Source organism: Falsiroseomonas oleicola (genome assembly GCF_019029495.1).
Classification (GTDB): Bacteria; Pseudomonadota; Alphaproteobacteria; order Acetobacterales; family Acetobacteraceae; genus Falsiroseomonas; species Falsiroseomonas oleicola.
Window position 1 is genome coordinate 311,786 of the sequence record NZ_JAERQM010000004.1, and the last position, 14,058, is coordinate 325,843.

Here is a 14,058-nt window from a genome sequence, read left to right on the forward strand (position 1 = left end):
GGAGGAACGAGACAATGAAATTGCAGATCCTGGCCGGCGTTGCGACCATCGCCCTGACGCTGCCACTCGCCGCGCAGCCCATTCCGGTGGGCCATCTGATGGACAATTCCGGCGCCACCAGCGATGTCGGACAGCCCTATGGCCAGGGCGTCGCCGATGCGCTGGCCTGGGTGAACAGCCGGCGCAACGGCGTCAACGGACGCACGCTCAACGTCTCCGGCTTCGACTACGGCTATGCCGCGCCGCGCGCGGTCAGCCAGTACCAGGCCTGGACCGGCCGCACGCGGGTCGTCGCCATCCAGGGCTGGGGCACGGCGGATACCGAGGCGCTGGTGCGCTTCGTCACGCGCGACCGCATCCCCTATATCAGCGCCTCCTACTCCGCCGCGCTGACCGATGCGGCCGGCCAGTCCGGGCGGCAGGGCGTGGAGGCCGCGCCCTACAACTTCTTCTACGGCCCGTCCTATTCCGATGGCCTGCGCGCGATGCTGCAATGGGCGGCGCAGGATTGGCGCGCGCGCGGCCAGCAGGGGCGGCCAAAATACGTGCATATGGGCGCCAACCATCCCTATCCGAATTCGCCCAAGGCGGCGGGTGAGGCATTGGCGGCCGAGTTGGGCTTCGACGTGCTGCCGGCCATCCAGTTCGCGCTGACGCCGGGCGACTACACCGCGCAATGCCTCGGCCTGCGCAATGGCGGCGCCAACTACGCCTATCTCGGCAATACCGCCGGTTCCAACATCTCCGTCCTGCGGGCCTGCCAGACGGCGGGGGTGCAGGTGCAGTTCCTCGGCAATGTCTGGGGCATGGATGAGAATGCGATGAAGGCGGCCGGCGCGGCGGCCAATGGCGTGGTCTTCCCCGTCCGCACCGCCGCGGTCTGGGGCGGCGACGCGCCCGGCATGGCGCAGGTGCGGGAGATCAGCCGTGTGTCGGATGCCGCCGGCACAGCCTATCGCCCCGTCCACTACATCTCCGGCATCTGCTCCGCCATGCTGATGGTGGAGGCGATGGAGACGGCGGCGGAAGGTGGCGGGCAGATCACCGGTGAACGCATCCGCGATGGCTTCTATGCCCGGCAGAACTGGGTGCCGCGCGGCTTCGAGGGTGTCTGCAATCCCTCCACCTTTACGCGCGAGGATCACCGCGGCACGCTGCGCGTCGCGCTGTATCGCGCCAATGTCGGCGGCGACACCTCCCAGGGCAGCGTCACCGAATTGATGCGCGCCGGCACCATGCGGATCGAGAACATCGCGACGATCGAGCTGGATCGCCGCCGCGACTGGCTCGGCTGGTGAGCCAGGCGCTGGCCAACCCTCCGCCGGCGGTGACGCCGGCGGAGGCGCCATTGCTGGAAGTGAACAACATCGAGGTCGTCTATAGCGACGTCATCCTGGTGCTGCGTGGTCTCTCCCTCGCGGTACCGAAGGGGAAGATCGTGGCGCTGCTGGGGGCCAATGGCGCGGGGAAGTCCACGACGCTCAAGGCCATCTCCGGCCTGCTGAAGTCGGAGGATGGCGAGATCACGCGCGGCGACATCCGCTTCGCCGGTGAGCGCCTGAATGGCGTGGAGGCGCATCAGATCGTCCGGCGGGGGATCTTCCAGGTGATGGAGGGGCGGCGGATCATCAGCGACATGACCTGCCTGGAGAATCTGCGCCTCGGCGCCTTCACCCGCAGCGACAATGCCGAAATCCGGCGCGACATCGAGATGGTCTATGGCTATTTCCCGCGATTGAAGGAACGCACGGGCCTCGCCGGCTACCTCTCCGGTGGCGAGCAGCAGATGCTGGCGATCGGGCGCGCGCTGATGGCACGGCCGAAGCTGATCCTGATGGACGAACCCTCCATGGGCCTGTCGCCACTGCTGGTGCAGGAGGTCTTCGGCATCATCCGCCAGCTCAACCGGGAACTCGGCATCACCATCCTGCTGGTGGAACAGAATGCGCGCATGGCGCTGTCCGTCGCCAGCCATGGCTATGTGATGGAACAGGGCAAGGTGGTGCTGGATGGTAGCGCGGCGGATCTGGCGAACAACGAGGACGTGAAGGAATTCTACCTCGGTGGCCATGGCGCGGAACGCAAATCCTTCCGCAACCTGAAGTCCTACAAGCGGCGGAAGCGGTGGCTGTGATGTTCTTCGACGATCGCGAAACCCGCAGCGCCGATCAGCGCCAGGCCGAATGGGCGCAGCGGCTGCCGCGCCAGATCGCTTATGCAAAGCAGCATGCGCCGGCCTATGCGGCGCTGCCGATGGCTGTCGATCTGCGGGATCTCGCGACGCTGCCCGTCACGCGCAAATCCGATCTCATCGCGGCGCAGGCGTCGGCGCCGCCCTTCGGCGGCTTCACGGCACGGCCGCTGGCCGATGTGCCACGCGTCTTCGCCTCGCCCGGGCCGATCAATGAACCGCAGGGCGCGGGCGCCGACCCCTGGCGTTATGCGCGCGCGCTGCACGCCACAGGGCTGCGGCGCGGCATGCTGCTGCACAACTGTTTCGCCTATCACTTCACCCCCGCCGGCATGATGCTGGAGGAAGGCGCGCGGGCGCTGGGTTGTCCGGTCTTTCCCGCCGGTCCCGGCAATACCGAAAGCCAGGCGCGGGCGGCGGCGCATCTTAAGCCCGCCTGCTACAGCGGAACGCCAGATTTCCTGAAGTCGATCCTGGAGGCGGGTGATGCGCTGGGGCTCGACCTCTCCTCGCTTAAGCTCGGACATGTGACCGGCGGCGCCTTCCTGCCCGCGCTGCGCGGCTTCTACGCGGATCGCGGCCTGACGGTGCGGCAGAGCTACGGCACCGCCGATCTCGGCCTGATCGCCTATGAGTCGGAGGCCGGGGAGGGGCTGATCTGCGACGAGGATGTGCTGGTGGAAATCGTCCGCCCCGGCACCGGCGACCCCGTTCCGGAGGGCGAGGTGGGGGAGGTGCTGGTCACCAGCTTCTGCGCCACCTATCCGCTGATCCGTTTCGCCACCGGCGATCTCTCCGCCGTGCTGCCCGGCCCATCCCCCTGCGGCCGCACCAATACGCGCATCAAGGGCTGGATGGGCCGGGCCGATCAGGCGGCCAAGGTGCGCGGCATGTTCGTGCGGCCGGAACAGGTTTTCGAGGTTCTGCGCCTGCATCCAGGTCTCGGCCGCGCGCGGCTGGTCATCGGCCTGGACGAGACGCGGGACACCATGCTGCTGCGCGTGGAAACGCCAGTGCGCGATGCCGCCCTGGCGCAGAGCCTCGCGGCCAGCCTGCAATCCGTCACGCGCCTGCGCGGCCATATCGAGCTGCTGGAACCCGGCGCCCTGCCCAACGACGGCAAGGTGATCGACGACACCCGCCCCGCATGAGCTTCGCCTGGAACATCCCCGCTTGTTGCAACATCGCGCAGGAGGCCTGCGATCGCTGGGCCGATGGCAGCGGGCGGCTCGCGCTGCTGCACCTGCGGGGTGACGGCGTCGAGCATATCAGCTTCGATGAGCTGCACCGCCGTTGCTGCCGCCTGGCCAATGCCTTCCTGGCGCATGGCATCGCCCGTGGCGACCGCATCGGCGTGCTGCTGCCGCAGGGGCCGGAGGCGGCGGTGGCGCATCTCGCCGCCTATCGCATCGGCGCCATCGCCGTGCCGCTTTTTCTTCTGTTCGGCGAGGCGGCGCTGGAATTCCGGCTGCGTGATTGCGGCGCCACGGCGCTGGTCACGGACCAGGACGGCGTCGCGAAACTCGACACCATTCGCGATGCCTTGCCCGATCTGACAAGGGTCTTTGCCATCGGCGGTGGCACGGGCGCGCTGGACCTGGCCGGGGAAATGGGCCGCGCGCGCGACAGCCACGCATGCGTCGCGACCGGCCCGGACGATCCCGCGCTCATCATCTACACCAGCGGCACCACGGGCAGCCCGAAGGGCGCGCTGCATGCGCATCGTGTGCTGCGCGGCCACCTGCCGGGGGTCGAGGCGCCGCATGACGGCTTTCCCCAGCCGGGCGACCTGTTCTGGACCCCGGCCGACTGGGCCTGGATCGGCGGGTTGCTGGATGTGCTTCTGCCCAGCCTGTTCCATGGCGTGCCGGTGCTGGCGCATCGCATGCAAAAATTCGATCCGGAATTCTGCTTCGACCTGATGGCGCGCCACGATGTGCGAAATTCCTTCCTGCCGCCGACGGCGCTGCGCATGCTGCGCGGCGTCGCCAACCCTGCGCGCTTCGGCCAGGCGCTGCGCAGCGTCGGTTCGGGCGGTGAGACGCTGGGCGCGGAGATGCTGGCCTGGGGCCGCGATGCCTTTGGCCTGACCATCAACGAGTTCTACGGCCAGACCGAATGCAACCTGATCGTCGCGAATTCGTCCAGGCTGTTCCCCGTGCGCCCCGGCAGCATGGGCCGCGCTGTGCCGGGACACGACCTCGCCATCCTCGATGCCGAGGGCCAGCCCTTGCCGGATGGCGAGACCGGCGTTCTGGCGGTGCGTGCGCCCGATCCGGTGATGTTCCTCGGCTACTGGAACCAGCCCGAGGCCACGCGCCGCAAATTCGCCGGCGACTGGCTGCTGACCGGCGACCAGGCGCGGCGCGATGCGGAAGGCCACTTCACCTTCATCGGCCGCGATGATGATGTCATCACCTCCGCCGGCTACCGCATCGGCCCGGGGGAGGTGGAGGATTTCCTGCTGACCCATCCCGCGATCGCCCAGGCCGCGGTGATCGGCCTGCCCGATGCGCTGCGCACGGAACGTGTCACCGCCGTGCTGGTGCTGAAGCCCGGCATCGAGGCCAGCGACGCACTGGCGGCCGAGATCCAGGCGCGGGTCCGCGACAGGCTCGCCGGGCATCTCTATCCGCGGCAGGTGGAGTTCGTGGAGGCTCTGCCGCAGACCGCGACGGGCAAGATCATGCGCGGCGCGCTGCGCGCCCGCTACGCGGAAGGACGATGAGGACATGGCGGCGAACCAACTGCCCCTGCTGGATTTCGACCTGGGCGAGGAGATCGACGCGCTGCGCGACAGCCTGCGCGGCTTCGCCGACGACCGCATCGCGCCGATCGCGGCCGAGATCGACCGCAGCGACGAATTCCCCCGCTATCTGTGGCCCGAGATGGGCGCGCTCGGCCTGCATGGCATCACGGTGGAGGAGGAGTATGGCGGCGCGGGCATGGGGTACCTGGCGCATTGCGTGGCGATGGAGGAGGTCAGCCGGGCCAGTGCGAGCGTCGGCCTGTCCTACGGCGCGCATTCGAATCTCTGCGTCAACCAGATCCGCCGCAACGGCAACGAGGATCAGAAGCGGCGCTACCTGCCGAAGCTGATCTCCGGCGAGCATCTGGGCGCCCTGGCGATGAGCGAGCCCTCAGCCGGTTCCGATGTGGTGTCGATGAAGCTGCGGGCGGAGAAGCGCGGCGACCGCTGGGTGCTGAACGGCACCAAGATGTGGATCACCAACGCGCATTACGCCGAGACGCTGGTGGTCTATGCCAAGACCGATCCCGAGGCCGGCCCGAAGGGCATCACCGCCTTCCTGGTCGAGCGCGGCTTCAAGGGCTTTCGGCCAGCCCAGAAGCTGGACAAGCTCGGCATGCGCGGCAGCCCGACCAGCGAGCTGGTCTTCGAGGATTGCGAAGTGCCGGAGGAGAATGTGCTGGGCGCGGTTGGCGGCGGCGTGCGGGTGCTGATGTCGGGCCTGGACTATGAACGGGCGGTACTGGCGGCGGGCCCCATCGGCATCCTGCAGGCCTGCCTCGATCTGGTCATTCCCTACATCCACGACCGGAAGCAGTTCGGCCAGGCGATCGGGGAATTCCAGTTCATACAGGGCAAGGTGGCGGACATGTACACGGCGCTGAATGCCGGCCGTGCCTATGTCTATGCGGTGGCGCGCGCCTGTGACCGCGGCCGGACCAGCCGCAAGGACGCGGCCGGCGCCATCCTGTTCGCGGCTGAGGCGGCGACGAAGGCGGCGCTGGATGCCATCCAGATTTTAGGCGGCAATGGCTATATCAACGACTATCCGGCCGGGCGCCTGCTGCGGGACGCCAAGCTGTATGAGATCGGCGCGGGCACCAGCGAAATCCGCCGCCTGCTGATCGGCCGTGAAATCTTCCGGGAGACGGCCTGACGCCAGGCCGCCCCACGCGCCCGGGTCAGAGGCGGAAGTAACCCGCCAGCGCCATGATGCAGAAGGCGGTCAGCAGGACTGTGGCGATGATCCAGGGCAGGTCCTGCTGGAACATCTCGGACTTCGAATTCACGACCTTGCGACCCATGTGGTCGTGGGTTTCTGGCATCTCGGACATGAACCCTGTTCCCCTGCTTCCGGCCACGCATGGCTCTGCGCGGCGCCCCATGGTTGTCCCGCAGCCTGCCAGACCCCATCCTGCCGGAAAGCCAACCGACGGAGACGCAGCATGCCCGGTGTTCCAGATATCAGCCCCCGTGCCACCTACCAGGCCCTCGCGGAGGATCCCGATGCGGTTCTGGTGGATGTGCGCACGGATGCCGAATGGAACTTTGTCGGACTACCGGACCTTGGCGCGGTGGGCAAGCAGGTCGCGCTGATCCCCTGGCAGGTCTATCCCAGCATGCAGGTCAACGGCGCCTTCGTGGAACAACTCCATCGCGCCGGGGCGACGCCACTTTCCAAACTCTATTTCATCTGCCGGTCAGGTGCACGTAGCCTGGCGGCCGGGCAGGCGGCGCAGCAGGGCGGTTTTCCGCACGCCTTCAACGTCGCCGACGGCTTCGAGGGTCCGGTGGACCAGGATGGCCATCGCGGCGCGGTCGCCGGCTGGAAGGCGGATGGGCTGCCCTGGCGGCAGCGCTAAGCGGGATGACTCGGGGCGGAATCGGCGAGGAGTCTGGATCCCGCGATCCCGCCGCCGGCTCAGTCCTCGAAGAACGGCGTCTCCTCCGCCGCGTCGCCGCGCAGCAGCAGGTCCAGGTGGTAGCGGCGCGCGCCATCCGGGCCGGCGCCGTCCTCCACGGCGATCAGCAGCGGGCGTAGCGCCTCCGGCAAGGTGGACAGAACCGGGTCGGCCGCATGCTCCGCCACGAACCCAGGCAGGAAGACTGTGGTGGCGAGCCGGCCCATGATGCCGCTGCCGATGATCGCCAGGTTGATATGCGGCGCGCGCGGGCGGCCGGCTTCCGCATAGCCGCCGGGGATGATGGTGCGGAAGGCAAAGCGCCCCGCCGCATCGGTCCAGGCGCGGCCCCAGCCGTAGAAGCCGGGATCGGCCAGGCGCCATTCCGGGTCGCGAGGATGGCGGAAACGGCCTTCCGAATCGGCCTGCCATGCCTCCAGCACCGCATTCACGCAAGGCCCGCCACCTTCCTGCAACACACGACCCGTCAGCCACATGGGCGTGCCCCGCGCCGTCTGTGGCGCATCCGGCGCCATGCGGGTCAGGTCGTTGTCACCCTCCCGGAAAAAGGTCTGCGGAAAGAAGGGGCCGATGGTGGCCCAGGCGGTTGGCACCAGCGGCGCATTGGCATGGGCTTTCACAGCGGCGGTGTCGCATGGCGACCGCGCAGCACCAGGTCGTGCCGGTAGCCGAGCCAGTCGCCCTCGATCTCACTCGGCAGCACGCTGGCGGCGATGCAGCGGGCGCGGGCCGCAACATCCGGCACGGAATTCAGGATACGGTCGATTCCGTTCAGCGGGTCGCCCGGAAAATACATCTGCGTCACCAGCCGCATCAGCGACCCCGGCCCCAGCACCGAAATATGGATATGCGGCGGCCGCCACCAGCGGCCACTGTCGGGCACCGGATAGGCGCCCGGCTTGATGGTGAAAAAGCCATAGCGGCCCTCGCCATCGCTGCGCGTCCGCCCATTGCCGACGAAGTCCGGGTCCAGCGGCGCGTCCCGCTGGTCGATCGGGTGGAAATAGCGGCCACCCGCATTGGCCTGCCAGAGCTCCACGATCGCGCCCGCCACCGGCCGCCCATCCTCATCCAGCACCCGCCCGCCCACATGAATGAGCTGCCCCTGCGCCATTCGCCCCGGCGCCAGCACCGCCAGGTTGTCATCCCCCGGCCGCAGCTTCCCGGAGAGGTCCAACGGCCCGGTCAGCTCCGTGCGCGTCAGCACACGGCGGAACGGCGCCCGCGCCGGATTGCGCCGCACCGTGTTCGGATACCCCGCAACCGGCACCACCGGCTGCATCGCCGGGTCCAACGGCTCGAAGCGGTCAGGCAGGTCGGTCATGCGAGCGTCCTTGCAGGTGGCGCGGGTGATGCGAGAGGGGCGTTGCCCCCCTCGCGCTCCCCCCATGAAGGGTCAGTGGACCCTTCGAACCCCGGTATGAAGGAGCAGGATGGAGGAGGGGCATGCGCGCGTGCCTGGCCCCTCGGTCCCACTGTGCCCCTCCTCCATCCTGCTCCTTGATGGGATCCCAAAGGGACCACTGTCCCTTTGGTGGGGGGTGCCGGGGGGCAAAGCCCCCTGGCAACAACCCGCGCCTCCATCAGGACGCCCCGATCCCCGCCCGCCGCACCACGTCCCGCCAGAGTGGCACTTCGATCCGCATGCGTTCGGCGAGGCGTGCGGGGCCGTCCAGCAGCAGGCGTGCGCCGCTTTCCTGCATGCGGTCGGCCAGGATGTTGCCGCGGGCGAGGGGCGCCATTTCGGCGGCGAGGCGTTGCACCACTTCGGGGGGTGTGCTGCGGGGTCCGAACATGGCGTACCAGATGGTCATGTCGTAGCCGGGCACGGCGCTGCCGATGGAGGGCACGTCGGGCAGAGCGGGGCTGCGCTCGCCGCTGGTGATGCCGATGGCTTTCAGGCGGCCTTCGCGGATATGGGTCAGCGCCTCGATCGTGCCGATGACCAGGAGGTCGGTGTCGCCGGCATAGAGGGCTGTCATCGCCTGGGCGGCGCCGCGATAGGGCACGTGCAGCAGGTCGATCTCCGCCCGCACCCCGAGCAGCGCGCCGGCCAGATGGGTGGTGGAGCCCACGCCGGAGGTGGCGTAGGTGATGCCGCCGGGCCGCGCCTTGGCGCGCGCGATCAGGTCCGGAAGATCCTTGATGGCGTGGTCCGGCTTGGCCAGCAGCACCATGGGCGTGTCGCTGACCATGCTGATCGGCACCAGGTCGTCCAGCGGGTGGTAGCCGGGATTGGCCATCAAAGCGGGGGCGATGGCCACGGCGGTGGTGGAGACCAGCAGCGTATGCGGGTCGTTCTCCCGCACCACCGCCTGGGCGCCGAGCGCGCCGCCGGCGCCGGGGCGCGTTTCTACCAGGATGGTCTGGCCGAGGCTGCGGGTCAGGTGTTCCGCGATGAAGCGGGTGGGGACTTCCACCGGGCCGCCGGGCGCGAAGGGCACGATGAAGCGGATGGTGCGGTTCGGCCAGGCGGGCTGGGCCTGGGCGGCGGGCAGGCCAAGCGTGCCGAGGCCCAGACCAGCGAGGGCCTGGCGGCGGGTGATGTGCATTGTTGTCGTCTCCGTCCCTTACCGTTGACATCCTCAACCATTCGCCGCCATTCATGCAAGGGCGGAGGAGCGGTTGCATGGATGAATTGGCGGAAATGGGGTTCCGGTCGCGCCTGCCGGCGCTGCTCGGCATCCGCCATCCCATCGTGCAGGCGGGGATGAGCTGGGCTTCGTCTTCGCCGGCCTTGGCGCTGGCGGTGGCGCAGGCGGGCGGGCTTGGCACCATCGCGGCGGGGCCGATGCGGCCACCGGAACTGGTGGCGGCGATCCGCGCGCTGCGGGCCGGCACGGACGCGCCCTTCGCCGTGAATGTGCCGCTGTACAACAAGCGATCGGCGGAATTCCTGGACATCGCGGCGGCGGAGCGCGTGCCGATCCTGATCGGCAGCCAGGGCGGCCCGCGCGGCCATGTGGAGCGCTTCCACGCGCTGGGCGCGAAGTGGCTGCATGTGGTGGCAGCACCGGAACATGCGGCGAAGGCCGAGGCCGCGGGCGTGGATGCGCTGATCGTCGTCGGCGCCGAGGCGGGCGGGCATCCACCGCCGCATGAGGTCTCCATCATGGTGCTGCTGCGCGCCGTGCTGCGTGCGGTGACGATTCCGGTGATCGCCGCGGGCGGCATCGCCGATGGCGTCGGCATCTGCGCCGCCTTCGCCCTGGGGGCGGAAGGTGCGCAGCTTGGCACGCGCTTCCTGATGACGCGGGAGGCGACGGTGCATGACGCCTACAAGCAGGCGGTGCTGGCGGCCGGCATCGCCGACACCACGCTGGTCGGGCGGGGCGGCCTGCCGGTGCGCCAACTCCGCAATGCCTTTGCCGCCGAGGTCGAGGCGGCGGAGCGGGGTGGCATGGCGAAGGAGGCGCTGGCGGCGCTCGTCGCCTCCCGGACGCTGAAGGATGCGGCGCTGGATGGCGATGTGGCGCGCGGCAAGGTGGAGGCCGGGCAGAGCGCCGGGCTGATCGACGACATCCTGCCGGCGGCGGAGGTTTTTGCGCGGCTGGTGGCGGAGGCCGAGGCGGCACGACGGAGGCTTTGCGCATGAACTGGCTTCGCGGAACTTCCGACATGCGGATGGCGGATATCGCCATCCGAGCGGCCCAATGGCCGCCGCGACGGATGTCGCGCAGCCAAGGCCGCGGATGCGGCCGCCCGGCGTTTGAGGGCATCACATGAAACCCTTGGAAGGTCTGCGGATTCTCGATCTGTCGCGGGTTCTGGCCTGCCCCTTCGCCACCATGCTGCTGTCGGAGCTCGGCGCCACCGTCATCAAGGTGGAGCAGCCCGGTGCGGGGGATGAGACGCGCGGCTTCGAGCCCTTCTTCGACTTCGGCACCAGCGGCTATTTCCTGGCCTGCAATCGCGGCAAGCGCAGCATCACGGTGGATATGCGCAAGCCCGGCGGGCGGCAGCTGATCCGCGATCTGGCGGCGCAGGCGGATGCGCTGGTCGAGAATTTTCCGACCGGCACGCTGGCCCGCCGCAAACTCGACTATGCCGCGTTGCGCGAAGTGAACCCGCGCCTCGTCTACCTGTCCTGCACCGGCTTCGGCCAGACCGGGCCCTATGCGCAGCGCAAGGGCTACGACACGGTGTTCCAGGCGATGGGCGGGCTGATGGGCCTGACCGGGGAGAAGGGCGGCGGGCCGGTGAAGCCGGGGCTGCCGGTGGCCGACCTGACCAGCGGGCTCTGGGTCGCCATCGCGTTGCTGGCCGCCTTGCGCGGGCGGGATGCGACCGGCCAGGGCGCGCATATCGACTTCAGCATGCTGGACGGCCAGGTGGCGCTGCTGACCATCGCGGCGGCGCGGCTGTTCGCGCTGGGGGAGGTGCCGCCAAGGCTCGGCACGGAACATCCGGGCCGCGTGCCCACCGCCAGTTTTCGGTGCAAGGACGACCGCTTTCTCCACATCACGGCGAGCGACCAGCATTGGGAGCCGCTCTGCGCCGCGCTGGGCTTGCCGCAGTTCGTAGGGCTCGCGACCAACGCCGAAAGGCTCGAACAGCGCGAGTCGATCATGGCGGCGATGTCGGCCGCCCTCGGTGCGATGACGCGGGCGGAGGCGGTGGCGGTGCTGGACGCGGCGAATGTGCCGAACGGCCCGGTGCTGGCGCTGGATGAGGTGGTGGCGGATCCGCATGTGCAGGCGCGCGGCAGCGTGGCGCAGGTGGCCCATGGCGATGCCACGCATCCGGCGTTGCGCCTGCCGTTCCGCTTCGACGGCTTTGCCGATCCGGCACCGCTGCCGGCGCCGGCGCTGGGTGCGGATACCGACGATGTGCTGCGGGAACTTGGCTACGATTCGGAAAGAATCGCGGCATTGCGGGAGGAAGGCGCGATATGACGGAGCCGCTGATCTATGCGGAAGCCGATGGGCTGGTGACGCTGACGCTGGACCGCCCGCAGGCGCGCAATGCGCTGAACCTGGCGCTGGCCGAGGCGCTCGCCGCCGCCTGTCGCCGCGCCGTCGCCGAGCAGGCAAAGTGCGTGGTGATCCGCGCCAATGGCCCCGTCTTCTGCGCCGGCGCCGACCTGAAGGAACGCCAGGGCATGGACGACAACGCGGTGCGCGCGCGCCGCGTGAAGGGTTTCTGGGCGTATGAATCCATCGAGCGACTGCCGATGCCGAGCATCGCGGTGGTCGAAGGCCCGGCGGTGGGATCGGGTGTCGAGATCGCGGCGGCCTGCGACATGATCCTCGCCACGCCCGCGGCCAACTTCAAGACGCCGGAGGCGCTGTGGGGCACGGTGGGCGCGACGCAGCGCCTGCCGCGCATCCTCGGCAAGCGGCTGGCCAAGGACATGATGTTCACCGGCCGCGTGCTGACGGCGGAGGAAGCCCTGGCCGCCGGGCTGGTGGCGCGGCTGGTGGCGCCGGAGGCGCTGGATGAAACTTTCGCCTCCATCACTGCGACCATCCTGAAAGCGCCGGCCTCCGCGCTGGCACTGGCAAAACGCTGCATCGACGAGGGGCTGGAACGCGATCCGCGCGGCGCGCTGGCGACGGAGCTGATGGCCATCGAGGACAGCCTGGCCGCCGCCGAATGGCGCAAGGCCATGTCGGACTTTGGCCGATGAGCTGGACGCAGCGGCTTTCCGACCTGCTCGATGCCAATGCCGCGACGCGCGGCGCGGCGGAGGCGCTGGTAGCCGATGGCACCCGCTGGAGCCAGGCGGAGTTGCGCACGGATGCGCGCGGCGTCGCGCGCAGCCTGCTGGCGCTCGGCATCCGGCGCGGCGATTTCGTCGGGCTGCTGATGGGCAATGACGCGAAATGGGTGGCGAGCTTCTATGGCGCGGCGCTGATCGGAGCGGTGACGGTGCCGATCAACACCCGCTTCAAGCCGCCGGAAATCGCCTTCGCCCTGTCGCGTGCCCGCTGCAAGGCGGTGCTGCTGACCGGCCGCTTCCTCAACATCGATTTCGCGGCCGCCGTCGCGGAGGTGCGCGGTGACCTGCCCGATCTGCGCCATGTGATCGTGGCGGGCACACCCTCCTGGGACGCCTTCCGCGCCGATGCCGTGGAGGAGGCGGCGCTGGAGGCCGCGATGGCGGCGGTGACGCCGGAGGATATCCTGCTGGTGCAATACACCTCCGGCACTACCGCGCATCCCAAGGGCGTGCTGCTGACGCACCACAACATGCTGCGCAACGCCGCGGCCTGCGCCCAAAAACTCGGTGTGCGGCCGGATGATCGCTACCTGAACTGCCGGCCCTTCTTCCATGTGGCGGGCTCGACGCTGTCGCTGCTGGTCTGCTTGGTGACCGGCGCGGTGATGGTGACGCCGCCGACCTTCGAGGCCGGCGCCGCGCTCGATCTGCTGGAGACGGAGCGCTGCACGCTGACCTCCGGCAATGATGCGATCTTCCAGCTTATCATGTCGCATCCGTGCTTCGACCGCGCGCGGCTGCATCTGCGCGGCGGCTGGGCGGCGGCGGGGCCGGAGACGATGCGCCGCATCGTCGAGGAGATGGGTGTGCAGGACCTCTGCTGGGCCTATGGGCTGAGCGAGGCCTCGCCCAATGTCGCGCTCTCCGATCACCGGGAGCCGGTGGCGGATCGCATCGCCGGCGGCGCGGTGCCGCATGCCGGGCTGGAAGTGCGCATCGCCGATCCGGCGACCAACACGGCGCTTCCCGCCGGCACGGCCGGGGAGATCCAGGTGAAGGGCTGGTCCATCATGCGCGGCTACCTGCACGATCCCGAAAACTCGCAAAAAGCCTTCACGCCGGATGGCTTCCTGCGCACCGGCGACCTCGGTACGCAGGATGCCGATGGGCGCCTGCGCATGGTCGGCCGCATCAAGGACGTGATCCGCGTCGGCGGTGAGAACGTGGCGCCGGCCGAGGTGGAGGAAGTGCTCTCCGCCCATCCCGCCATCGCGCTGGCCCAGGTGGTGGGCGTGCCGGATGCGCGGCTGGTGGAGGTGGTGGCGGCCTTCGTGCAGCTGCGCGACGGCGCCCGGGTGACGGAGGCGGAACTGCTGGCCTGGCTGAAGCCGCGCCTCGCGAATTTCCGCATGCCGCGGCATCTGCGAATCGTCGAAGGCTTCGAGGCCATCGGCATGACGGCCAGCGGCAAGGTGCAGAAGGTGAAATTGCGCATGCATGCGCTGAAAGTTCTGGGTCTTAGCGCGTGACATCC

At 69.2% G+C, this 14,058-nt stretch carries 14 protein-coding genes; 10 read left to right on the forward strand and 4 right to left on the reverse strand.

The genetic code is table 11. The features are described from left to right. Nucleotides 1–14: 14 nt before the first annotated feature. Genes JJQ90_RS15310 through JJQ90_RS15330 form a run of 5 tightly spaced genes read left to right on the forward strand, consistent with a single transcriptional unit; the run spans nucleotide 15 to nucleotide 6,096 of the window. Nucleotides 15–1,298 (forward strand): ABC transporter substrate-binding protein, encoded by a 1,284-nt coding sequence (locus JJQ90_RS15310; protein ID WP_216876861.1) that lies wholly within the window; start codon nucleotides 15–17, stop codon nucleotides 1,296–1,298. After that, complete coding sequence (locus tag JJQ90_RS15315) at nucleotides 1,295–2,134, forward strand: ABC transporter ATP-binding protein (protein WP_329959450.1); 840 nt, start codon at nucleotides 1,295–1,297, stop codon at nucleotides 2,132–2,134. The genes JJQ90_RS15310 and JJQ90_RS15315 overlap by 4 nt, the downstream gene beginning before the upstream one ends. Further along, a complete protein-coding gene (locus JJQ90_RS15320) occupies nucleotides 2,134–3,342 on the forward strand; it encodes a phenylacetate--CoA ligase family protein (RefSeq protein ID WP_216876863.1) in 1,209 nt (402 codons plus the stop codon). Before JJQ90_RS15315 ends, JJQ90_RS15320 begins: the two co-directional genes overlap by 1 nt. After that, a complete protein-coding gene (locus tag JJQ90_RS15325; protein ID WP_216876864.1) occupies nucleotides 3,339–4,919 on the forward strand; it encodes an acyl-CoA synthetase in 1,581 nt (526 codons plus the stop codon). The genes JJQ90_RS15320 and JJQ90_RS15325 overlap by 4 nt, the downstream gene beginning before the upstream one ends. A gap of 4 nt (nucleotides 4,920–4,923) precedes the next feature. Beyond that, a complete protein-coding gene (locus JJQ90_RS15330) occupies nucleotides 4,924–6,096 on the forward strand; it encodes an isovaleryl-CoA dehydrogenase (protein WP_216876866.1) in 1,173 nt (390 codons plus the stop codon). Nucleotides 6,097–6,121: 25 nt separating this feature from the next. Here the strand turns inward: JJQ90_RS15330 and JJQ90_RS15335 are convergent, their stop codons facing one another. Then, nucleotides 6,122–6,274, reverse strand: coding sequence for a hypothetical protein (locus tag JJQ90_RS15335; protein ID WP_216876868.1), 153 nt, complete (start codon nucleotides 6,272–6,274; stop codon nucleotides 6,122–6,124). Nucleotides 6,275–6,385: 111 nt separating this feature from the next. Between JJQ90_RS15335 and JJQ90_RS15340 the strand changes: the two genes are divergently transcribed. Continuing rightward, complete coding sequence (locus tag JJQ90_RS15340) at nucleotides 6,386–6,802, forward strand: rhodanese-like domain-containing protein (protein WP_216876869.1); 417 nt, start codon at nucleotides 6,386–6,388, stop codon at nucleotides 6,800–6,802. Between the two features lie 59 nt (nucleotides 6,803–6,861). Here JJQ90_RS15340 and pcaG read toward each other — a convergent pair whose 3' ends face one another. From pcaG to JJQ90_RS15355, 3 genes are all read right to left on the reverse strand, one after another. Continuing rightward, nucleotides 6,862–7,482: a protocatechuate 3,4-dioxygenase subunit alpha gene (gene pcaG / locus JJQ90_RS15345; protein ID WP_216876871.1), complete on the reverse strand. Its 621-nt coding sequence runs from the start codon at nucleotides 7,480–7,482 to the stop codon at nucleotides 6,862–6,864. Further along, entirely contained in the window at nucleotides 7,479–8,186 is a 708-nt protein-coding gene (locus JJQ90_RS15350) for a dioxygenase family protein (RefSeq protein WP_230410697.1), read from the reverse strand. The genes pcaG and JJQ90_RS15350 overlap by 4 nt, the downstream gene beginning before the upstream one ends. A 259-nt stretch (nucleotides 8,187–8,445) precedes the next feature. After that, nucleotides 8,446–9,414 (reverse strand): Bug family tripartite tricarboxylate transporter substrate binding protein, encoded by a 969-nt coding sequence (locus JJQ90_RS15355; RefSeq protein ID WP_216876872.1) that lies wholly within the window; start codon nucleotides 9,412–9,414, stop codon nucleotides 8,446–8,448. A 77-nt stretch (nucleotides 9,415–9,491) separates the two neighbouring features. Between JJQ90_RS15355 and JJQ90_RS15360 the strand changes: the two genes are divergently transcribed. The 4 genes from JJQ90_RS15360 (at nucleotide 9,492) to JJQ90_RS15375 (ending at nucleotide 14,053) form a co-directional block, all read left to right on the forward strand. Next, nucleotides 9,492–10,457 (forward strand): NAD(P)H-dependent flavin oxidoreductase, encoded by a 966-nt coding sequence (locus tag JJQ90_RS15360; protein ID WP_230410698.1) that lies wholly within the window; start codon nucleotides 9,492–9,494, stop codon nucleotides 10,455–10,457. Between the two features lie 127 nt (nucleotides 10,458–10,584). Next, complete coding sequence (locus tag JJQ90_RS15365) at nucleotides 10,585–11,757, forward strand: CaiB/BaiF CoA transferase family protein (protein ID WP_216876873.1); 1,173 nt, start codon at nucleotides 10,585–10,587, stop codon at nucleotides 11,755–11,757. Continuing rightward, on the forward strand, nucleotides 11,754–12,491 hold the full coding sequence (locus JJQ90_RS15370; RefSeq protein ID WP_216876874.1) for an enoyl-CoA hydratase/isomerase family protein: 738 nt from the start codon (nucleotides 11,754–11,756) through the stop codon (nucleotides 12,489–12,491). Before JJQ90_RS15365 ends, JJQ90_RS15370 begins: the two co-directional genes overlap by 4 nt. Continuing rightward, entirely contained in the window at nucleotides 12,488–14,053 is a 1,566-nt protein-coding gene (locus JJQ90_RS15375; protein ID WP_216876875.1) for a class I adenylate-forming enzyme family protein, read from the forward strand. The genes JJQ90_RS15370 and JJQ90_RS15375 overlap by 4 nt, the downstream gene beginning before the upstream one ends. Nucleotides 14,054–14,058: the final 5 nt, after the last annotated feature.